Origin of the sequence: Thiomonas sp. 13-64-67, from assembly GCF_002282795.1 — a bacterium.
Lineage (GTDB): Bacteria > Pseudomonadota > Gammaproteobacteria > Burkholderiales > Burkholderiaceae_C > Thiomonas > Thiomonas arsenitoxydans.
Map to the genome: position 1 here is coordinate 1 of NZ_NCKP01000021.1, position 20,681 is coordinate 20,681.

Genomic DNA, 20,681 nt, shown 5'->3' on the forward strand with positions numbered 1-20,681 from the left:
CCTGTTGCAACGCTGCGCCCGGCAGGGTTGGGATGCGCCGCGTTCGGCCGATTTGCTGGAGTGGTTGAGCGAAGTGCTGGCCACGCCCTTGCCGCCGCTGGGCGCGGCGCTGCCCGAGATTGGCACGCTACTGGCGGAAATGGAATTCTGGCTGCCGGTCGATCGGGCGCGTGCGGCCGAGATCGACGCCCTGTGCCAGCAGCACATCCTGCCGGGCCGCACCCGCCCTGAGCTGACCGAGCGCACCCTGCACGGCATGGTGATGGGATTCGCCGATCTGGTATTCCATCACGCGGGCCGCTACTGGGTGCTCGACTACAAGAGCAATGTCCTCGGCGCGGACGACGCCGACTATACGCAGCAGGCGCTGGAGGCCGCCGTGCTCGAACACCGCTATGACGTGCAATGCGCGCTCTACATGCTGGCCTTGCATCGCCTGCTGCGAGCCCGGCTGCGCACCGCCTACGACCCGCAGGCGCAGCTTGGCGGCGCGATTGATCTGTTTCTGCGCGGGGTTCGCGGGCCGCAGTCGGGCTGCGTGCACATTCCGCCCGACGGGGTCTTGCTCGACGCGCTCGACGCCCTCTTCGCGCAGCGCGAGGAGCTCGCATGAGGCCCGCCCTGACCAACACCCCGAATGCGCCGACCCAGCGCGTTCTCGACGTGCTGCATGACTGGGCAGAGCAAGGCGTGCTGCGGCGGCTGGACGCTGCGCTGGCCCGCTTCCTGGCTGAACTCTGCCCGCAAATGCCGCCAGAACTGGCGGTAGCCGTGGCGCTGCTCGCCGATCTGGAAGGACGCGGTCATACCTGCGTGCTGCTGGGCGAATTGCCGCAACACTTCATCGCCTTGAAAGAGCGCGCGGCCACGGCGGGCGCGCCTGCCCTGTCGCCCGATGTGCACTGGCCCGACGACGGCGAGCGCCTGCTGCGCGAGTGCCCGGCCGTTTACTGCGAGGGCGAGCCGGACAACGGCGCGCCGCTGATATTCTCAAGGGAACGCAGGGCCGCCCCAAGTTCCCTTGACCCCCTCGGGGGGCGGGGCGGGCGTAGCACGACCCTGGGGGCGACGGAGGCAGAGCGGCTGTATCTGCGCCGCTACTGGCGAGATGAGAACACCGTGGCCGCGCGGATTCACCAGCGCCTGCAGCCTGAAGCCGCGGTCGATGCGCCCGCTGCTGCAGCCCTGCTTGCACAGCTTTTCCCGCCTGCCGACGATACGGAAGTGGACTGGCAGAAACTGGCGTGCGCGGTGGCGCTGCGCGGACGTTTCACCCTGCTCACCGGCGGCCCCGGTACCGGCAAAACACATACCGCGGCGCGGCTGCTGGCTTTGCTGTGGGCTTTGAGATCCCAACCCGGCGCGTTGCGCGTGGCGCTTGCGGCCCCCACGGGCAAGGCGGCAGCCCGGCTCAAGCAGTCCATCGACCGCGAGCTCGTCAAGCTCGCCGCCCTCCCCGGCGTGGCCGAACTGTCGCAGCGCCTCGGCCCGGCACGCACCCTGCACAGCCTGCTCGGCGCGCGGCCCGATACCCGCCGCTTCGCCCGCAACGCCGCGCAGCCCTTGGAGGTGGATGTGCTGCTGGTCGATGAGGCGTCCATGATCCATCTGGAAATGATGGCCGCGCTGCTCGACGCCTTGCCGCCCACGGCACGGCTCATTTTGCTGGGCGACAAGGATCAGCTCGCTTCGGTGGAAGCCGGTGCGGTGCTCGGCGAGCTGTGCACCGGGGCGGAGCAGGGCCGCTACACGCCGCAAACGGCGCAGGCGCTGCAGGCTCTGTGCGGCGACCGTATTCCTCAGCCCTTCATCGACCCCGCCGGCCCCGCGCTGTTGCAGCGGGTGGTGATGCTGCGCAAAAGTCATCGCTTCGGCGGCGCCATCGGGCAACTGGCCCAGGCGGTGAACGCGGGCGACGCCGAGCGGGCGCAGGCGCTGCTGCAGCAGACCGACGATGCGGCGGTGCGGCTGTTGCCCTTGCCCCAGTTGCTGGCGCCCGTTTTCTCCCCGGTTTCAGCTCCTGTTGCAGCCCCGGCGCTGGTCGATCTTGCGGTGCAGGGTCGCGATGGCGCCAAGGGCTATGCCCACTACGCCGAGTTGCTGCGGCAGGGGCCGACGGCTGAGGCAGATTGGGACGCCTGGGCGCAGCGCGTGCTGCAGGCTTTCGATCAGTGCCGCGTGCTGTGCGCGGTGCGCGAAGGGCCTTGGGGCGTGCAGGCGGTGAACGAGGCCATTGCCGCGCGGCTGGACGCGCTCGGCCTGCTGCACGGTCGCGGCGCGTGGTACGCGGGTCGCCCGGTGATGGTCACGCGCAACGATCACGATCTGGGCGTGCTCAACGGCGATGTCGGCATCGCCTTGCCGACCGGCACGCAGGGCTTGCGGGGGGTGTTTCTGCAGGGGCAGAGCCTGCGCTCGGTCAGCATCAGCCGTCTGGCCGACGTGCAGACGGCGTTCGCCATGACGGTGCACCAGTCGCAGGGGTCGGAGTTCGATCACACCGTGCTGGTGCTGCCCGAGCGCCACGCCGGGCTCAGCCGCGAGCTGATCTACACCGGCATCACGCGCGCGCGCCGCTTTTTCACCCTGGCCTGCGCAGACATGCAGACGCTGCATGAGGGCATCCAGCGCGTCACGCACCGGGCCAGCGGATTGCTCTCGCGCATCGATAAACTGCCTACATGAACAAAGCCTTTGTCCGCGAACAAACCCCAGACGCCGACGACGACGAGGACGGCGGCGCCCAACTCCCGCCGCTGCCGCCGGGCGGCAAGAATTACCTCACGCCGCAGGGCTATGCCCGGCTGCGCGCCGAACTCAAGACGTTGGTCGAGGATGAGCGCCCGAAGGTCGTCGAGACCGTGTCGTGGGCGGCGAAGAACGGCGATCGCTCGGAAAACGGCGATTACATCTACGGCAAAAAGCGTCTGCGCGAGATCGACCGGCGCATCCGCTTTCTCACCAAGCGGCTGGACATTGCCGAAGTGGTCGATGCCAGTCTGCAGCACGGCAACGATCAGGTGTTTTTCGGCGCCACCGTGCGCTACGCCGACGACAAGGGGACGGAGCACACCATCACCATCGTCGGCATCGACGAGACCGAGCCGCTGCAGGGCAAGATCAGCTGGATTTCGCCGGTAGCGCGCGCGCTGCTCAAGGCCCGCGAAGGCGACAGCGTGAGCCTGCCGACGCCGGGCGGCATCGCGACGCTGGAAATTCTCGAAGTGACCTACCCGCCTCGCGGCTGAGGTCTGCGCCGCTCAGGAGTTGCCTGAGCCCAAACCCGCGGTGCGGTTTTTCGCCCGGCTGGCGCGCACCACGAATTGCAGGCGACGCAAGGCGCGCAGCACATCGGCCAGATGCTTGCGGTCGCGCACCTGCACAACGAAGCGCAGCTCGGTGGTGGCCTGCTGCGTGTCTTCGTCCATGGTGACGTGGGCGATGTCGCTGTCGTGCTCGCTGATGGCGGCCGCCACGCGGGCGAGCACGCCTTTGGTGTTTTGCACAATCACGCTCAGGCCGGTTTCGAAAGGCCGGGTGCATTCTTCCGCCCAGCTCAGATCGATCCAGCGGTCCGGGTCTTTTTGGAACAGGCGCCGTGCGATGTCGCAGTCTTGCTGATGCACGATCAGGCCTTCGCCCTTGCCCAGATAGCCGATGATGGCGTCGCCCGGAATGGGACGGCAACAGGTGGCGTAGCGCACCGAAATGCCTTCGCTGCCATCAAGCTGCAGCGAGGTCTGGGCGTCGTGGGTGGCACGGCTTTCCAGACGTTCGATGGTGTCGAGCAAGGGCGCGGACAGCGCGTCCTGCGGGGAGACGAGCGCCACCACGCGCTTGGCCAGAATGTCGGCCACGCGCTTGCCCAGGCCGATGTCGGCGTACAGATCGTCGCGCGACTTGAAGCCCGTCCAGCGCAGCAGTTTGTCCCACACGGCGTCGTCGAGCGTGAGCAGATCGAGATGCTCGTGCCGAAGCGCGCTTTGCAACAGACGACGTCCCAATTCGACCGACTCGGCCTGCTGCGTGGTGCGCAGCGCGTGCCGAATTTTGGAACGCGCCCGCCCGGTGCGCACAAAGCTCAGCCAGCTCGGATTGGGGCGCGAGGCCGGCGCGGTGATGATCTCCACCACATCGCCGCTGCGCAACTCGGTGCGCAAAGGCACGAGCGCGTTGTTCACCTTGGCCGCCACCGTCTGGTCGCCCAGATTGGTGTGAATGGCATAGGCAAAATCGACCGGCGTGGCGCCGCGCGGCAGCGCCAGAATGCGCGATTTGGGCGTGAACACATAGACCGCGTCGGGCGCCAGATCGACCTTGACGGTTTCGAGAAAATCGGCCCAGTCGCGGTTCTCGGTCTGGATGTCCAGCAGCGATTGCAGCCAGGCATTGGTTTGCGCCTGCTGCGGGGTCGGCTTGTCTTCCGGTGTTTTGTAGAGCCAATGGGCGGCCACCCCGCTTTCGGCAATGCGGTGCATCGCCTCGGTACGGATCTGAAATTCGACGGGATTGCCGTTCGGCCCGATCAGCGTGGTGTGCAGCGACTGGTAACCATTGGCCTTGGGGATGGCGATGTAGTCCTCGAACTTGCCCGGCATGGGCTTGTACAGACTGTGAAGCACGCCCAGCGCCCGGTAGCAGTCGAGCACATCGGGCACCAGCACGCGAAAGCCGAAAATGTCTTGAATATGCGCAAAACTCAGGTGCTTGCTGCGCATCTTGCGGTAGATGGAATACAGCGTTTTTTCGCGGCCGAACAACTGCGAGGGCACTTGCGCCTCGTTCAGTGCCGCCTGCGCAGCCGCCAGAATCTTTTCCACCAAACCGTGCCGATTGCCACGCGCAGCCAGCACGGCGCGCGACAGCACGGCGTAGCGGTTGGGGTGGCTGTTGGCAAAGCCGAGATCCTGAAGTTCGCGGTAAACGAGATTGAGCCCGAGGCGGTGCGCGATGGGCGCGTAAATGTCCATCGTCTCGCGCGAAATGCGCACGCGCTTGCTCGCGGCCATCGCCCCCAGAGTGCGCATATTGTGGAGACGATCGGCGAGCTTGACGAGGATGACGCGAATATCGCGCGCCATCGCCAGCAGCATTTTGCGAAAGCTCTCCGACTGGTTTTCCTCGCGGTTGGAGAACTGCAGTTTGTCGAGCTTGGTCAGCCCATCCACCAGATCGGCCACGGTGCTGCCGAAATGCTCGATGAGTTCGGCCTGGGTGATGCCCTTGTCTTCTGCGGTGTCGTGAAGCAGCGCGGCCATGATGGCCTGGGTGTCGAGCTTCCAGTCGGCGCAGAGCTCGGCAACCGCCACGGGATGAGAAATGTAGGGCTCGCCGCTGGCGCGGTACTGCCCGAGATGCGCCGCATCGGCGAAGCGGTAAGCCTCGCGGATTCTTTGCAGATCGGCTTCGGGGAGGTAGGCCTGAAGTTTGTCGAGCAGACTGGCCAGACTCACGCAGACGTGCCGGGTTGCAGCCGACTCATCGCCAGTCGCGATCGCCGCAGGCTCGGGCTCGGCCGTGGCATTTTTAGACCGCGTGCGCGGTCGCTTGATTGTGGCAACCTGATCCGCAGCAGGCACAGCCAGATCCGTGACCGAGGTTTTCGGATCGGGCGTGGCGGTGTGGCTGCTGGGCATTTTGAAATCAGGTGGGTACTTTTTTGAGCATCTCAATACCGGTCAGGCCCGCGGCGATTTCGCGCAGGGCGGTGACGGCGGGTTTGTCTTTCGATTCCAGCTTGGGCGAATGACCTTGCTCCAGCATGCGGGCGCGGTAAGTGGCGGCCAACACGAGCTGGAAGCGGTTGGGGATTTTTTCCAGGCAGTCTTCAACAGTAATGCGAGCCATGATGTCAGAGTTCCAGTTCAAAGGATGCCGAGGGCGCGAAAAACCTCGGGATGGGAAAGGCGTTGCGCGGCATAGCGTAGCCGCTGCGCGGCGACGACTTGCTTGAGATCGCGCAAGGCGTGCGTAAAGTCTTGATTCACAATTATAAAGTCGAAGTTCTTCGCCTGCGCCAACTCGATGCGGGCTTCACGCAGACGCTGCTCGATGACCTCGGGCGCGTCTTCCGCGCGGCGGGTGAGCCGTTGCCGCAGTTCCTCGAACGAGGGCGGCAGGATGAAGATGCTCACCGCATTGTCGAATTGCTTGCGCACCTGCGCCGCGCCCTGCCAGTCGATTTCGAGCAGCACGTCCATGCCGTCGGCCATGCGGCTTTCCAGCCAGCGCTTGGAGGTGCCGTAGCGGTTGCCGTGCACCTCGGCCCATTCGAGAAATTCGCCTGCGTCGATGCGGCGCTGAAATTCGGGGTTGTCGATGAAGACGTAATGCACGCCATCGACCTCGGCGCCCCGCGGCGCGCGCGTGGTGCAAGACACCGAGAGCTGGATGCCCGAGTCCTCGGCGAGCAAGGCGTTGACGAGGCTGGACTTGCCCGCCCCACTGGGGGCGGCGACGACAAACAGGTTTCCGGGAAACTGGGAGGACACGTGGCAGCCTGATTTATTCGATGTTCTGCACCTGCTCGCGCATCTGCTCGATCAGGACCTTGAGTTCGAGCGCAATTTCGCTGAGTTCGAGCGCGGCGGATTTGGAGCCCAGTGTGTTGGCCTCCCGGTGCAGCTCCTGGATGAGAAAGTCCAGCCGCTTGCCCAACTCGCCGCCCTGGGCGAGCAGATCGCGCAGGGTTTGCAGGTGGGCCTGAAGGCGGTCGAGCTCTTCGGCCACGTCGATACGAATGGCAAAACTGGCAGCTTCCTGCAGGCGACGGTCGTTGAGCGTTTCGACGCTGGTCTCGGCGCCGGTCAAAGCCGCCAGCGCTTCTTCCCAGCGGGCGGTGAACCGCGCTTGCTGGCGCTCCACGGCGAGGGGCACGATTTCGCGCGCCCGGGCGGCATGTCGACCGATCTGTTCGATGCGATCGAGCAACAGGGTGCGCAGACGGTCGCCTTCGAGCGCGCGCGCCGCGACCAGCGCGGTCAGGGCCTGCTGGCGGGGCGAGGTGCGGCGCCAGGGCGCGCAAGGCGGCATCGAAAGCCAGCAGCGGCGCGGCGGCGCTGGCGTCGGGCATGGCGGGCGCGCTTTGCGGCGCTTCGAAAACCGCGCGGCAGTCGATCTTGCCGCGGCGCAGCGTCTGGGTGATGGATTGCCGCATGGCGGCTTCCGCACCTCGCAGTTCTTCGGGCAGCCGGAAGGCGATGTCGAGAAAGCGGCTGTTGACCGAGCGCAACTCGATATGGATCTTGGCTCCGCTCGAGAGTTGTGCACTATTTTGGCCGTAGCCGGTCATGCTATAAATTGGCTTCAATCGCATCCCCCTTGCGCGTATTTTTCCACACTCCTTTCGCCGGCAGGCTGCTAGCCTTCGTTTTCATGGCCACCTCGTCCAAATCTAAACCCGCCCCACTCGCTCCTGAATCGCAAGTGGGCGGCTACCGCATTGTGCGCAAGGTCGCCAGCGGCGGTTTCGGCGTGGTATATCTGGCACTGAGCTCCGATGGGCAGAAAGTGGCCATCAAGGAGTACCTGCCGGCCTCGCTGGTGGAGCGGGGGCCGGGCGAGTCGAGCCCGGTGGTGCCACCCGACAAGCTCGCGCTCTACCGTCTGGGCCTGAAGAGTTTTTTTGAGGAAGGCCGCTCGCTGGCGCAGATCTCGCATCCCAGCGTGGTCAGCGTGCTCAACTTTTTTCGAGAAAACGACACGGTGTATATGGTGATGAATTATCTGGAGGGCGCGTCGCTCCAGGAGTTCGTCATCACCGCAAGAGAACTCAAGCGCAAGAAGATTTTTCGCGAGTCGACCATCCGCTCGCTGTTCGATGACATCCTGCAAGGCTTGCGCGTGGTGCATCAGCACAAGATGCTGCACCTCGACATCAAGCCGGCGAACGTGTTCATCACCGATGACAACAAGCCCATCCTGATCGATTTCGGCGCGGCGCGCGAAGTGCTCAACCAGCAGGACAAGCGCTTTCGCCCGATGTATACGCCGGGTTTTGCGGCCCCCGAGATGTACAAGCGCGAGGGGGCGTTCGGCCCGTGGACCGATATTTATGCCGTCGGCGCCTGCATCTACGCCTGCATGACGGGCTACCCGCCTTACGAAGCACCGCAGCGGCTGGAGAAAGACCGGCTGCAGGCCCAGCTCTCCAAGCTGCGGGGCGTGTATTCAGACAATCTGATCGAGATCGTGGAGTGGTGCATGGCGCTGGATGCCATGGCGCGTCCGCAAAGCGTGTTCAATCTGCAGCGCGAACTGGGTGCGGAAAACGCGCGGCGCTACACCAATCTGACCATGGGCGAGAAGCTCCGGCTGCACATCGACGAATTGGTCAACGATACCAAGTCGCAAGTACAGAAAGTGCGGGATGTCACCCGGTTTGGCTCGCCCGTCCAGGCGGTGCAAACTCCGGGGCCTGAGCAGGGCAAAGCAGCCGCGAGGGAGAAGAATTGAAGTTTTCGGTGTACCAGGTGAGCCGCCGCGGCGGTCGTGCGACCAACCAGGATCGCATGGGCTATTGCTACACGCGCGAAAGCGCCTTGTTCGCTCTGGCCGATGGTTTGGGGGGGCACCCGCGTGGCGATGTGGCGGCGCAACTGGCGCTGCAGACCATTGCCAATCTGTTCCAGCAAGAAGCGCGGCCGCGTCTGCGCGATCCGCAGGAATTTCTGCGACGCTCGATTTTTCGGGCGCATGAGCAAGTCCAGCGTTATGCGCAGGAACACGGGCTGACGGATTCGCCGCGCACGACGGTGGTGGTCTGCGTGCTGCAAAACGGCGCTGCGCACTGGGCGCATGTGGGCGATTCGCGGCTGTATTTCATGCGTAACGGCGCCATGCTCACACGCACCCGTGATCATTCGCATGTGGAGCAGAAGCACAAAAAAGATCAGCCTAGCGGCCTCTCTTTGCTGCAACCAGACGGCCCGACGCGAAACATGCTGTTTACCTGCCTGGGATCGGGGCAGCTGCCCATGATCGAGGTGGGTTTGCCGCAGGCCATGCGGCGGGGCGACATCGTGCTGCTGTGTTCCGACGGGCTTTGGGGGCAGATTCCCGAATCGGTTCTGGTGCGGCAGTTCGGCCAGCAGGTGCTCTCCGATGCGGTGCCCGAGGTGGTGGAAATGGCGCTGCGGCAAGGCGGCGCCGACTCAGACAACGTCACCGCCCTAGGCGTCGAATGGGAGGCCGATCCCGAAGAGCTGGAAACCTCTCTGCGTATTGAAACCGAGAGCATGCAAAGAGGTGGGTTCAAGTCCACCATCCAGAGCGAGCTGGCTGATCTGCAGGTCGAAGAAATGAACGACGCGGATATCGAACGTTCAATCGCTGAAATCAACGCCGCCATCCGCCAGGGTGCGGCGCGTAAATAACGTTTCCCCTACCGATTACTTCCATGCAAAACACCCCTCCTGCGCGAGAAGGTCGCGGGCTTTCGGCGCTGCGCGCGATTGCCATCGAACGTCATTTCACCCGTCATGCCGAAGGTTCCGTGCTGGTGGCTTTTGGGCATACCCGTGTGCTGTGCACCGCCTCGGTTGAAGAGCGCGTGCCGCCGCACAAGCGGGGCAGCGGGCAGGGCTGGGTCACGGCGGAATATGGCATGCTGCCCAGGGCGACGCACACGCGCGGTGAGCGCGAAGCCAAGCGCGGCAAGCAGCAGGGTCGTACCGAGGAGATCCAGCGCCTCATCGGCCGATCGCTGCGCGCCGTGTTCGATTTTTCAGCCCTGGGTGAGCGGCAGATCACGCTCGACTGTGATGTGTTGCAGGCCGACGGCGGCACGCGCACCGCGGCCATCACGGGCGCCGCCGTGGCCGCGTGGGATGCCTGTCAGTGGCTCATGGCGCAGGGCCGCATCCCGCAGAACCCAATGCGTCAGTTGGTTGCCGCCGTCTCGGTCGGCCTGCTGGGCGACGATTACCGCCTCGATCTCGACTACGCCGAAGACAGCCAGTGCGATACCGACATGAACGTGGTGGGCACGGCCGACGGGGCGCTGATCGAAGTGCAGGGCACGGCCGAGGGCGCGCCGTTTTCGCGGCAGCAGCTCGACGGCATGATCGACCTGGCGCAACGCGGCATCGCCGAACTCGTCGCGCTGCAAAGACAGGCGCTGGAGATCTGACGGTGGCGGCGCCGACGTCTGCAACTTGGCGGATCGTGCTGGCGTCCGGCAATCCGGGCAAGCTCGCCGAGCTCTCGGCCTTGCTCGCGCCGCTGGGGTGCCAGGTGCAGACCCAAGGCGAATTTCATCTGGCCGAGGCCGAAGAGCCGCATCCCACCTTTGTCGAAAATGCGCTGGCCAAGGCGCGTCACGCCAGCTTCCACACCGGCCTTCCTGCGCTGGCCGACGATTCGGGTCTTTGTGTGGAAGCGCTCGGTGGACTGCCGGGCGTGCGCTCGGCCCGCTTCGCGCCGCAGGTCGAGGGGCCTCGGGCCGAACAGGACGCCGCCAACAACCGTTTGCTGTTGCAGCAGATGGAGGGCCAGACCCTGCGCCTGGCGCGCTTTGTCAGCATCGTGGTGGCGTTGCGCCATGCGGCCGATCCCGAGCCGCTCATCGTTCGCGGCGAACTGATCGGGCAGATCGGGCACGCGGCGCAAGGGCAAGGCGGTTTCGGCTACGACCCCTTGTTCGTGCTCGCGGATGGCCGCACCCTGGCGCAATGTGACGCGCAGGAGAAAAATCGCATCAGTCACCGCGGTCAAGCTCTGCAAACCCTGCTGCCTCTGCTGCGCACGCATTGGGGCTGGATGGCGGCGCCGTCAGAGCGCCCCCAGGGCTGGGCAATCCCCACCCCAGCCCTCCCCACAAGTGGAGAGGGAGTGATCTCACCTCCCCAACGTCGTGGGGGAGGTCGGGAAGGGGACGGCCCTGCGTTTCCTTGAGCATGACGTCTGGGTTTGCGTGAATCAAAAACACATTCCAATCGTTGACCGCAGCGCCGCATCCGGCCCGGCCATCGTTGCGGCACCGCAGCGTGCAGCGCAATCGCTGCCGCACTACATGCGGCCCGGCACCTTGCAGTTCAGCGCGCTGCCGCCCCTCAGTCTTTATGTGCATCTGCCGTGGTGTCTCAAAAAGTGCCCCTATTGCGATTTCAATTCGCATGAGTGGCGCGCCGGTGGGGCGATTCCCGAGCAGGCCTACTTGGCTGCGCTTCGCGCCGATCTCGATGCGACGCTGCCCCTGGTGTGGGGGCGGCGAGTCATCTCCGTCTTCATCGGAGGCGGCACGCCCAGTCTGTTCTCGCCCGAGGCCATCGACCAGTTGATCACTGACGTGCGCGCCCGATTGCCCCTCGTCGCCGATGCCGAAATCACGCTGGAGGCCAACCCGGGCACCTTCGAGCGAGATCGGTTTGCGGCGTTCGCACAGGCGGGCGTCAACCGCCTGTCCATCGGCGTGCAGAGTTTCGACGATGACCGCCTGCGCGCGCTGGGTCGCGTGCACGACGCGCGCCAGGCGCACGACGCGGTAGCCGAGGCCGCGCGCCACTTCGCCAGCTTCAATCTCGACCTAATGTTCGCCTTGCCTCAGCAAGACATGCCGGGCTGCAAGGCCGACGTCCACGAAGCGCTGGCGCACCAGCCGCCGCACCTCTCGCTCTATCAGCTCACGCTCGAACCCAACACCCTTTTCGCCCGCCAGCCCCCCCTTCTGCCAGACGACGATCTGGCCGCCGACATGCAGCATGCCGTGGCCGATCTGGCGGAGGCCGCCGGGCTGCAGCGCTACGAAGTCTCCGCTTACGCCGCGCCCGGGCACCGCTGTCGCCACAACCTCAATTACTGGCAATTCGGCGACTACGTCGGTATCGGCGCTGGCGCTCATTCCAAGCTCACTTTTGCGCATCGCATCGTGCGTCAGACCCGCTGGCGCCATCCTCAGCGTTACATGGAGCAGGCCGCGCAAGGCCTTGCCGTCGAAACCGAGGTCGAGGTATCACGCAGCGACTTGCCGTTTGAATTCATGCTCAACGCCCTGCGTCTGCGCGAAGGCGTGCGTGCCGATCTATTTGCCGAACGCACGGGCCTGCCACCCTCTGCCATCGAAAAGCCCCTGCAAACCGCGCAAAGCAAGGGTTTGCTGGTCGATGACGCCGATGTTCTGCGCACGACCCCGCTCGGATTCGACATGCTCAACAACGCACTCGAACTGTTCCTGCCCCGATCAACCGGCGTCGCGCCCAGATAGAATGTGCGACTTGGCCCAGCGGTAGGGCTGATCAACAGGAAGCGTGGCAGAGTGGTCGATTGCACCGGTCTTGAAAACCGGCAACGGGCAACCGTTCGTGAGTTCGAATCTCACCGCTTCCGCCAGCTCATAGAACTAATCCCCTATTTCAAAGGCGGACAGAAGGCTCCATTGCTCGCGCGATTGAAGAAAAGCTGTCAGCGCGGCATGGCATCCGGCGTGTCAGGACAGACCCGGAAAATTTCCGGGTCTAGTAGCCGGAGATTCCCGCGACCTTGCCGCCGAGAAGTACAGCTTTGGTTCGGGCGAAACCTACGAAGCGGCCTAGCGCGCCGTTGACCTCCAGGAGGAACGCGTCGTCGTCTTCGCCGGGTGACTTGCCGCTGACCACAATCGGGTCGATGAGGTCGCGGTAGTCGTCGGGTTTGATGCGCGGCTCAAGCCGTTGCAGGCGGGTTTCAAGAGTTTTGGTCACAGGTCACAATTCCAATGCTTCGATGCGCGCCTCCAGTCGGCAGTTTGATGCCCGCGAATCAGGATTTGAAGCAAGGATGCTGAAAAATTGAAATTTGGAGGGAACCGTTGCGAGTGTGCGTAGAGTATTTCAGCAGCCTATTGAGCAAACAGACTGGACTGGGAGTCTCTATGAAATTCAAACTTGCCCTGATCGCCGCAGCCAGCGCCGCCGGTGGCATGGTCAATCACGCGGCCAGCGCCGCGCAAGGCGCCGCTGCGGTGTCGAGCGCTTTGTCTGATGCTGCCGACAAGGCCAAGGACGCTATCAGCAAGCCCTGACTATTGCCGTATGCCGTCACGGCTTACGCAGCGGCGTATCGGCATTTCCGTCTCAGACGGCGAACTTCGGTTCGCCGTTTTTTTCGCCTCGCCTCATTCCAGATCGGCCTCGGGGTTGTCGAGGCTGAAGACTTCGGCGTTGTCGTCGTAGGCGTAAATCTCGGCGTAGCGGCCCCAGTCGATGGCGGTGTCGAGCACGCGGCGGGCTTCGTCTTCGCTGAGGTGATCTTCGAGTTCGGTGAGAAAGCGAGAGTCGGGCGCGCGGTGGTTGAAACGCTCGTCGAGCACCGTGCGGATGCGCGCCACCAGCGGCACGCGCTCGATCAAGTGGCGGGCGAAAACCTGCTTGCGCTCCTGCAAACTGCCATCGACAAAGGTGCGTCCGGCGGGCAGCAGCATGATGTCGCCATCTTCCACCTGGGCGAAGCCGAGCAATTCCACGCCTTCGATCAGCGGAAACAGGTCATCCACCGAAAAGTGCATGTCCTCGGCCAGCTCGGGCAGGCTGATGCGGGTGTTGGCATTACTCTTTTCCAGCGCGTCGAGTTCTTCGAGCAGGCCGGCCAGGGCATTGACAGAAAGCGACGGCAGCCGCAGGCCGATGCCCGGCGCCTGTTTGCGCACCGCGTCGCGCCCGGTCGGGCGGGCGGTCATGGCGCCGTAAATGCCCTCGACCAGATCGCGGAACTGCTGCGATTCGCGCTCGCGCGGGTGCGGCAGATCGATGTGCATTTCGCTGATCACCCGCCCGGGATTCGATCCGAGGATGACGATGCGGTCGGCCATGAGCACGGCTTCTTCGATGTTGTGCGACACCAGCAGAATGCCGCGGGTGGGAATCTTGCGCTCCGCCCACAGATCGAGCAGGTCGGTGCGCAGGGTCTCGGCGGTGAGCACGTCGAGCGCGGAGAAGGGCTCGTCCATCAGCAGCACGTCGGGGTTGATGACCAGGGCGCGCGCAAAGCCCACGCGCTGGCGCATACCGCCCGACAGCTCGCGCGGATAGGCGGATTCGAAACCGTCCAGACCAATGAGGTCGATGGCGGCCAGCGCGCGGGCGCGACGTTCTGCCGGCGGCACCTTGAGCGCCTCCAGCCCCAGTTCCACGTTCTGTAGCACCGTCAGCCAGGGAAACAGCGCAAAGCTCTGAAACACCATCGCCAGCCCCGGCACCGGGCCGTCGATCGGCTTGCCACGATGCAGCGTCGTGCCGCTGGTGGCGGAAACCAGCCCGGCCAGGGTGCGCAGCAAGGTGGACTTGCCCGAACCGGAGCGCCCCAGCAACACCAGAATTTCGCCGTCGCGCAAATCGAGATCGACGCCGTCGAGAATGACGAGTTCGCTGCCCTCGGGGGTGCGATACGACTTGCGCACATTCGCCAGATGGAAAATGGGTGTGGAAGACGCGGCGTCAGGTGCGCTGGGCAGTTCGGTGGCGTTCATGGCATTCATGCTGGGTCCTTCAGTTGCGCACGGCCGTTCCAGAGGAACCGAGGCCCCCTCGGGGGAAACGCGCGCAGCAAGTCAGAGAGGATTTCATATCAGGCGGCAATCAATCGAGCCGCACCCGCGTGGCGGCAATTTTGTAGAGGCGGTGCCAGACCAGACGGTTGATGGCGATGACGTACAGCGCCATCACGCCCACGCCAAGACCCACCTTCAGCGTCTGCCCCTGCTGGGTGGCTTCGGTGATGTAGGCGCCCAGCCCGGTGGCGACCAGGGTGTGACTGCCCCAGCTCACCACTTCGGCCACGATGCTGGCGTTCCACGCGCCGCCCGAGGCGGTGAGCGCGCCGGTCACGAATCCCGGAAACACGGCAGGCAGATAGAGCTTGCGCCATAACAGCCAGCCGCGCAAACCCAGATTACGGCCGGCTTCGCGCAAGTCGCTGGGCAGGGCAGACGCCGCGCCGATGACCGAAAACAGGACATACCACTGGCTGCCCAGAATCATCAGCGGCGCGGTGAACACGTTGACATTGAGATGCCAGTGCACGATGGCCACCACCACCAGCGGGAACAGCAGATTGGCGGGGAAGGCGGCGAGAAATTGCGCCACCGGCTGCGCCACGGCCGCCCAGCGCGGACGCAAACCGACCCAGATGCCCACCGGCACCCAGATCAGCGCCGAAATCGCCACCAGCACGAACACCTTGAGCGCGGTGAACGCGCCCAGCAACATCACATGACCGACCTGCAGCCAGCCGAAATCTCGCGGCAGCACCAGAAACAACGCCACGATCAGGCCGAGAGTGAACAGCACCATGCTGACGACAAACACCCGGTCGCCCCACACGGAAGGCGCGCGTTGCGGCGATTTGTGCAGCGGCACCGCGGGCAACAGGCGCACGCTCATCTCCCACAGCACGGCGGGCAGCCGGGCCAGACGCTGGGTGAGGCGGGTGCGGCGCAGAAAGTCGAGCACCACCGAACGCGGCGCGTCCACGCTAACGGTGTTGTCCAGACGGAACTTGTCGGCCCAGGCGACGATGGGGCGAAACAGCAGAAAGTCGTAAGACAGAATCACCAAGGCCATCGCCAGAATTGCCCAACCGATAGCGCCCAGATTCTTGGCCGCGATCGCCGCTGCGATATACGAGCCGATACCCGGCACGGACACCTGCTGCCCCGCCACGGTGAGCGCCTCGGCAGCGACGACGAAGAACCAGCCGCCAGACATGGACATCATCGCGTTCCACAGCAGGCCGGGGGCGGCGTAGGGGAGCTCAAGCTTCCAAAAGCGCTGCCAGGCGTTGAGGCGGTAAAGCGTGGCGGCCTCGGTGAGGTCGCGCGGTACGGTCTTGAGCGACTGGTACAGGCTGAAAGTCATGTTCCACGCCTGCGACGTGAACACCGCAAAAATCACCGCGAATTGCAGCCCCAGCATGCTGCCCGGAAACAGGGCGATGAAGCCGGTCACGGTGATCGACAGATAGCCCAGAATAGGCACCGACTGCAGCACGTCGAGCAGCGGCACCATGATTTTTTCGGCGTAGCGATTGTTGGCCGCAATCCAGGCGTAGATCAGGGTGAACACGGTACTGGCGGCCAGCGCGGCCAACATGCGCAGCACGGTGTAGAGCGCGTACTCGGGCAGATCCGCGGGTTTGAGCGACAACGCCACGGTCTCGCCCAGATGGAACGGTACCGCCATCTGCCGACTGGCGTGGCCGATGATGAGCAGCATGCCGATGACCAGCGGCAGCGCGATCAGATCGCGGCGGTTGGGCAGCGGCAGCGCAAGTGGACGGAAATTGAAGGCCATGGATCAGTCAGGACGATTGAGGCGGCTTGAGTCGGAGGGTGACGCGCTGTGAAATTGGCAGCAAAAACAGCCGACTAGTCTAACGAGAGACGCGTGAAATTTCGATCATGCGAGCGTCATCGACTTTACACAGAAGTATCCGGGCATTTCAGCCGCCGGTTGATCGCTCTGCGATTCCGCCCGGATCAGCCTCATTCACGCAAGCCATGCACAATAACGGCATGCAAGCCAGAACCTATCTCCGCGCCTCGCTGCTCGCCGCCATCATCGTCATCAGCCTCAAGCTGCTGGCCTGGAAGGTCACGGGGTCGGTAGGCTTTTTGTCGGACGCGATGGAGTCCATCGTCAACGTCGCCGCCGCCGCATTCGCCTTGTTCATCGTGCGCATCGCCGAGGCGCCGCCCGACGCAGACCATCCTTACGGTCATACCAAGGCGGAGTATTTCTCCAGCGGCGTCGAGGGCCTGCTCATCGGCGTGGCCGCAGCGCTCATTCTGATCGAGGCCGCCAAGCGCCTCACCCATCCGCAGCCCATCAGCGACGTGCCGCTGGGCGCGGCGATCTCGGCCGCGGCCACGGTGATCAACCTCGGTGTCGCGCTGTGGATGTTGCGCGGCGCGCGGCGCCTGCGTTCCATCGTCATCGAAGCCGACGCCCGGCACCTGCTCACCGATGTCTGGACTTCCGTGGGCGTGATCGTTGCCGTGATGCTGGTGCCGCTCACCGGCTGGCTCTGGCTCGACCCGGTGATCGGCATCGTGGTGGCGCTGCATATTTTGCGCGAAGCGTTTTCGCTGGTGAAGCGCTCGGTCGATGGGCTGATGGACAAATCGATGGACGACGCCGACCTCGCGGGTTTGCAGGCCGTGCTCGACCGCTTTCGCTCCAACGACCTGCGCTTCGACCATGTGCGCACCCGCGTGGCCGGCACCCGGCGCTTCGCCTCCATGCACCTGCACATGCCGGGCGGGTGGTCGCTTCAGCGCGCGGCAGACTGCCGTTACGCCGTGGAAAAAGCGCTGATCGAGGCTTATCCTGGCATGACCGTAACCATTGAAATGCTGACCTCCGCACAGGAAAGCCTGCAGGAAGAAAATGCGCAGCTGCAGGCTACGGGAACCATCAGCCATCAGGTCTGCACGCCTGGCGCCCCCTCGCATCCGCACTGAAACCCGACCGCCCTCGTCACCACGCACCGCCCCGGAGACACTCATGCAACTCACCAGCCCCGCCTTTGCCGATGGTCAGCCGATTCCGCCGCAATATGCGTTTTGCAAGCCGTCGGCGGTCGGCCATGTGGCGCTGTCGCAGAACTTCAACCCGCCGCTGGCCTGGTCGGACGTACCGCAGGGCGCGCAAAGTCTGGTGCTGGTCTGCCACGACCCCGACGTACCCAGCCGTGCCGACGACGTCAACCTCGATGGCCACACCGTACCCGCCGACCTGCCCCGGGTGGACTTCTATCACTGGCTGCTGGTGGACATTCCGACCTCGCGCAGCCACATCGCTGAAAAAGAATTCAGCCATGAAGTCACCCCGCGCGGCAAACCAGGCCCCGATTGCTCGGGCGGCATGCGCCAGGGCGTGAACGACTACACCGCCTGGTTCGCCGGAGATCAGGACATGGCCGGTCAGTATTTCGGCTACGACGGCCCCTGCCCGCCCTGGAACGACAGCCTGCTGCACCACTACATCTTCACGCTTTACGCGCTAGGTGTGGCGCGCTGCCCGGTGGACGGTGCGTTCAACGGCGCGCAACTGCGTGCGGCCCTCGCCGGGCATGTGCTGGCCCAGGCCCGCCTCACCGGCACCTACACCCTCAACCCCGCCCTGCGCTGATCCATGTCCGACACCCCAGACGCTCCGCCCCCTGCGCCCCCGCAGAAAAAAAAGGGCATGAATGTGCAGCTCAGCGGGCTGCTGGGCATCCTGCTGGGCATCGTGGTTCTGGTGGGCATTTTCAGCCTGCTGCGTGGCCGCTTGGTGAACGAGCCGGTGGATGCGCCCCAGCTTCAAATGGCCAATGACAGCCCATGCATGGCCGATGGCCTCAAGGCGCTGGCCGCCAGCGGCAAACCCATCACCTACGGCCAGTTGGGCGATCTGAAAAAACAGTGCGGCGAAGATGGCGAATGATGGGGTCGGGTGCGACGCGCGTGAAACACCGCCCTACTTCACCCGCCCGAACTGCACCTGCACCCTCAAGCCCTGAGCGGACGCGCCCCGCGGCAAATCGCTCAGCGTGATCTCGGCATCATGCTGGCGGGCGATTTCGCGCACGATGGCCAGCCCCAGCCCGCTGCCCTCGCTGCCGTTGTCCAGAATGCGATAGAACGGCTCGAACACCAGCGCACGTTCCGCTTCGGGAATGCCGGGCCCGCTGTCATCCACCTGAAGCTGCACCACGGGCGCGCTGCGCGCCTCATCAGCCGTCGCGCTTCGCAGCCTCAGGGTCACGCTGCCTCCGGGCGGGGTGTAAGTGATCGCGTTGTGCAGCAGATTCTTGATGAGTTCCTGCAACAACAAGGCGTTGCCGCGCACCGGCAGCGGCAGCGGGGGGCTGTCGAACTCCAGTTCCAGTTGCTTGTCGAGCGCCAGCATGGCCAGTTCCTGCATGGCTTCTGCGGCGGGCTGGCGCAGGTCGATGGTCTCGAACACGGCGCGCGCCGCACCGCCCTGATTTTCCGCGCGGGTGAGCGCCAGCAACTGATTGACCAGCCGGGTGGTGCGCTCCACGCTGCGGCCGATCTGCCGCAGACTGGCGCGCAGATCGGCCGGGTCGGTTTCGCGCTGCGCCAGTTCGGCCTGCATGCGCAGACCGGCCAGCGGGGTCTTGATCTGATGCGCGGCATCGGCGATGAAGCGCTTTTGCGTCTGCAGCGACTGTTGCAAGCGGGCGAACAGACTGTTGATCGAATCGACCAGCGGCGCAATTTCTTCGGGCGCCTCCTGCTCGTCGATCGGGCTGATGTCGTCGGCACGGCGGCGACGGATGCGCGCCTGCAATTCGTTGAGCGGCGCGATGCCCTGCCCCAACCCGAACCACACCAGCAAGATGAAAATCGGCACCACGACGAATTGCGGCAGGATGACGCCCTGCACGATGTCGCGCGCCAGCCGCGTGCGCGCCTCCGTACTCTGCGCCACCTGCACCAGCACGGGACCGGTCGCGCTGGCCCCGTGCTGCACCCGCGGCCAGACCCAGACCCCGGCCAATCGTGCGCTATGCGCGCCGATCTCACTGTCACGCCAGATCACCGTCAGCGGAGCACCCGCCTGCGTGGGCGGCAAGCTCGCCGGGGCGGGCAGGCCCGCCTCGCCCGCCAGCAGCGCACCGGCCTTGCTGCGCACCTGGTAGCCGAGAATGCCGCCCACCGGCGGCTGTCGCAGCGTCTGCTGCCACAGGGCCGACTGCGCTGCGCCCTGCGCGCCTTCGGTCTGCACCTGCGCGGCAAGTTGCAGCAGGGTGTGCTCCAGTGCCGCGTCGTAAGGTTTGGCGGAAATGGCCTGCGCCACCAGATAAGTGATACCGATGGACAGCGGCCACAGCAACAGCATGGGCGCGAGCATCCAGTCGAGAATTTCGCCAAACAGCGAGCGTGGATGATGCCGACGTTTGCGCCCCGCCGCCCCTTCGGTCGGCTCACCGGAGGGCGAGATTTCAGGCATCGGCACGAGGAGGCGCGGCCGACTCGGCCGAAGGCGCGGCAACCGGGACGATTTTCTCCAGGCAGTAGCCCAGACCGCGCACCGTGGCGATGCGCACCGGGCCGACTTCGATCTTTTTCCGCAGTCGGTGTACATACACCTCGATGGCGTTGGTGCTCACCTCCTCGCCCCAAACGCACAGATGCTCGACGAGCTGGTCCTTGCTCACCAGCCGCCCGGCGCGCTGCAGCAGCACTTCGAGCAGAGTGAGTTCACGCGCCGAGAGTTCCACCACATGACCGTCGAGCGTGACCACGCGGCCGGTGATGTCGTAGTGCAGCGGGCCGTGCTGGATCACGGCGCTGGCGCCACCCATGCCCCGGCGCGACAGGGCTCGCACCCGGGCTTCGAGCTCCTGCAGCGCGAAGGGCTTGGCCATGTAATCGTCGGCGCCGAGATCGAGGCCGCGTACCTTGTCTTCCACGCTGTCTGCGGCGGTGAGAATGAGCACTGGCACGGTGGCGCCACGCGCGCGCAGCTTGCGCAACACCTCGAAGCCCGACAGCCGCGGCAGCCCCAGGTCGAGAATCAGCAGATCGAATTCGCTGGACTGCAGCGCGGCGTCGGCGTTGTTGCCGTCGGCCACCTGATCGACCGCATAACCCAGAGCGCGCAGAGAGCGCAGCAGGCCGTCGGCCAAGACCCGGTCATCTTCGGCAATCAGAATGCGCATGCTTGTCTCCACGATGTGCCCAATGCGCTGCCGTTGCG

The 20,681-nt window shown here is 64.9% G+C and carries 20 protein-coding genes, 1 tRNA gene and 1 pseudogene; 13 read left to right on the forward strand and 9 right to left on the reverse strand.

Annotated elements, in window-relative coordinates; all coding sequences use genetic code 11:
* From B7X30_RS07310 to greB, 3 genes are all read left to right on the forward strand, one after another.
* On the forward strand, positions 1-613 hold a 613-nt coding region (locus B7X30_RS07310; protein WP_286730062.1), incomplete at its 5' end, for a PD-(D/E)XK nuclease family protein.
* Complete coding sequence (gene recD / locus B7X30_RS07315) at positions 610-2,685, forward strand: exodeoxyribonuclease V subunit alpha (protein WP_286730063.1); 2,076 nt, start codon at positions 610-612, stop codon at positions 2,683-2,685. The genes B7X30_RS07310 and recD, both read left to right, overlap by 4 nt.
* Entirely contained in the window at positions 2,682-3,248 is a 567-nt protein-coding gene (gene greB, locus B7X30_RS07320; RefSeq protein WP_286730064.1) for a transcription elongation factor GreB, read from the forward strand. The genes recD and greB overlap by 4 nt, the downstream gene beginning before the upstream one ends.
* Before the next feature lie 12 nt (positions 3,249-3,260).
* On the opposite strand, the gene B7X30_RS07325 is transcribed toward greB, so the two are convergent.
* The 4 genes and pseudogenes from B7X30_RS07325 to B7X30_RS07340 all read right to left on the reverse strand — a co-directional run bounded on the left by B7X30_RS07325 (position 3,261) and on the right by B7X30_RS07340 (position 7,315).
* Complete coding sequence (locus B7X30_RS07325) at positions 3,261-5,636, reverse strand: RelA/SpoT family protein (protein ID WP_286730065.1); 2,376 nt, start codon at positions 5,634-5,636, stop codon at positions 3,261-3,263.
* Between the two features lie 7 nt (positions 5,637-5,643).
* Positions 5,644-5,847 carry a DNA-directed RNA polymerase subunit omega gene (gene rpoZ / locus B7X30_RS07330; protein ID WP_013107045.1) on the reverse strand — a complete coding sequence of 68 codons (204 nt, stop codon included), beginning with the start codon at positions 5,845-5,847 and terminating at the stop codon, positions 5,644-5,646.
* Between the two features lie 17 nt (positions 5,848-5,864).
* On the reverse strand, positions 5,865-6,491 hold the full coding sequence (gmk, locus tag B7X30_RS07335) for a guanylate kinase (RefSeq protein WP_013107046.1): 627 nt from the start codon (positions 6,489-6,491) through the stop codon (positions 5,865-5,867).
* 13 nt (positions 6,492-6,504) lie between these two features.
* Positions 6,505-7,315, reverse strand: a pseudogene (locus B7X30_RS07340) (YicC family protein).
* Between the two features lie 59 nt (positions 7,316-7,374).
* Between B7X30_RS07340 and B7X30_RS07350 the strand changes: the two are divergent.
* The 6 genes from B7X30_RS07350 to B7X30_RS07375 all read left to right on the forward strand — a co-directional run bounded on the left by B7X30_RS07350 (position 7,375) and on the right by B7X30_RS07375 (position 12,327).
* Positions 7,375-8,454 carry a serine/threonine protein kinase gene (locus B7X30_RS07350; RefSeq protein ID WP_276709338.1) on the forward strand — a complete coding sequence of 360 codons (1,080 nt, stop codon included), beginning with the start codon at positions 7,375-7,377 and terminating at the stop codon, positions 8,452-8,454.
* Complete coding sequence (locus tag B7X30_RS07355; protein ID WP_286730067.1) at positions 8,451-9,374, forward strand: PP2C family protein-serine/threonine phosphatase; 924 nt, start codon at positions 8,451-8,453, stop codon at positions 9,372-9,374. The genes B7X30_RS07350 and B7X30_RS07355 overlap by 4 nt, the downstream gene beginning before the upstream one ends.
* Positions 9,375-9,397: 23 nt before the next feature.
* A complete protein-coding gene (gene rph, locus B7X30_RS07360; RefSeq protein ID WP_013107050.1) occupies positions 9,398-10,129 on the forward strand; it encodes a ribonuclease PH in 732 nt (243 codons plus the stop codon).
* A 2-nt stretch (positions 10,130-10,131) separates the two neighbouring features.
* The gene (rdgB, locus tag B7X30_RS07365) at positions 10,132-10,893 is read left to right on the forward strand and encodes an RdgB/HAM1 family non-canonical purine NTP pyrophosphatase (RefSeq protein WP_286730068.1); all 762 of its coding nucleotides are present in this window, start codon (positions 10,132-10,134) and stop codon (positions 10,891-10,893) included.
* Between the two features lie 19 nt (positions 10,894-10,912).
* On the forward strand, positions 10,913-12,202 hold the full coding sequence (gene hemW, locus B7X30_RS07370; protein ID WP_465020102.1) for a radical SAM family heme chaperone HemW: 1,290 nt from the start codon (positions 10,913-10,915) through the stop codon (positions 12,200-12,202).
* 37 nt (positions 12,203-12,239) lie between these two features.
* Positions 12,240-12,327, forward strand: a tRNA-Ser gene (locus tag B7X30_RS07375).
* Positions 12,328-12,452: 125 nt separating this feature from the next.
* Here B7X30_RS07375 and B7X30_RS07380 read toward each other — a convergent pair.
* Positions 12,453-12,677, reverse strand: coding sequence for a hypothetical protein (locus B7X30_RS07380; RefSeq protein ID WP_013124147.1), 225 nt, complete (start codon positions 12,675-12,677; stop codon positions 12,453-12,455).
* A 170-nt stretch (positions 12,678-12,847) separates the two neighbouring features.
* Between B7X30_RS07380 and B7X30_RS07385 the strand changes: the two genes are divergently transcribed.
* The gene (locus tag B7X30_RS07385) at positions 12,848-12,997 is read left to right on the forward strand and encodes a hypothetical protein (RefSeq protein ID WP_286730069.1); all 150 of its coding nucleotides are present in this window, start codon (positions 12,848-12,850) and stop codon (positions 12,995-12,997) included.
* A 93-nt stretch (positions 12,998-13,090) separates the two neighbouring features.
* Here B7X30_RS07385 and B7X30_RS07390 read toward each other — a convergent pair whose 3' ends face one another.
* The gene (locus tag B7X30_RS07390) at positions 13,091-14,449 is read right to left on the reverse strand and encodes an ABC transporter ATP-binding protein (RefSeq protein WP_013124149.1); all 1,359 of its coding nucleotides are present in this window, start codon (positions 14,447-14,449) and stop codon (positions 13,091-13,093) included.
* A 100-nt stretch (positions 14,450-14,549) separates the two neighbouring features.
* Positions 14,550-16,262 carry an ABC transporter permease gene (locus tag B7X30_RS07395; RefSeq protein ID WP_013107067.1) on the reverse strand — a complete coding sequence of 571 codons (1,713 nt, stop codon included), beginning with the start codon at positions 16,260-16,262 and terminating at the stop codon, positions 14,550-14,552.
* A 221-nt stretch (positions 16,263-16,483) separates the two neighbouring features.
* Between B7X30_RS07395 and B7X30_RS07400 the strand changes: the two genes are divergently transcribed.
* The 3 genes from B7X30_RS07400 to B7X30_RS07410 are packed head-to-tail and all read left to right on the forward strand — an operon-like array spanning position 16,484 to position 18,398.
* On the forward strand, positions 16,484-17,431 hold the full coding sequence (locus B7X30_RS07400) for a cation diffusion facilitator family transporter (protein WP_286730070.1): 948 nt from the start codon (positions 16,484-16,486) through the stop codon (positions 17,429-17,431).
* Positions 17,432-17,474: 43 nt separating this feature from the next.
* Positions 17,475-18,101 carry a YbhB/YbcL family Raf kinase inhibitor-like protein gene (locus B7X30_RS07405; RefSeq protein ID WP_286730071.1) on the forward strand — a complete coding sequence of 209 codons (627 nt, stop codon included), beginning with the start codon at positions 17,475-17,477 and terminating at the stop codon, positions 18,099-18,101.
* A gap of 3 nt (positions 18,102-18,104) precedes the next feature.
* The gene (locus B7X30_RS07410; protein WP_013124152.1) at positions 18,105-18,398 is read left to right on the forward strand and encodes a hypothetical protein; all 294 of its coding nucleotides are present in this window, start codon (positions 18,105-18,107) and stop codon (positions 18,396-18,398) included.
* 33 nt (positions 18,399-18,431) lie between these two features.
* On the opposite strand, the gene B7X30_RS07415 is transcribed toward B7X30_RS07410, so the two are convergent.
* Together B7X30_RS07415 and B7X30_RS07420 are read right to left on the reverse strand one after the other, a co-directional pair.
* Positions 18,432-19,931: a sensor histidine kinase gene (locus B7X30_RS07415; protein WP_286730072.1), complete on the reverse strand. Its 1,500-nt coding sequence runs from the start codon at positions 19,929-19,931 to the stop codon at positions 18,432-18,434.
* The gene (locus B7X30_RS07420) at positions 19,924-20,643 is read right to left on the reverse strand and encodes a response regulator (RefSeq protein WP_286730073.1); all 720 of its coding nucleotides are present in this window, start codon (positions 20,641-20,643) and stop codon (positions 19,924-19,926) included. The genes B7X30_RS07415 and B7X30_RS07420 overlap by 8 nt, the downstream gene beginning before the upstream one ends.
* Positions 20,644-20,681: the final 38 nt, after the last annotated feature.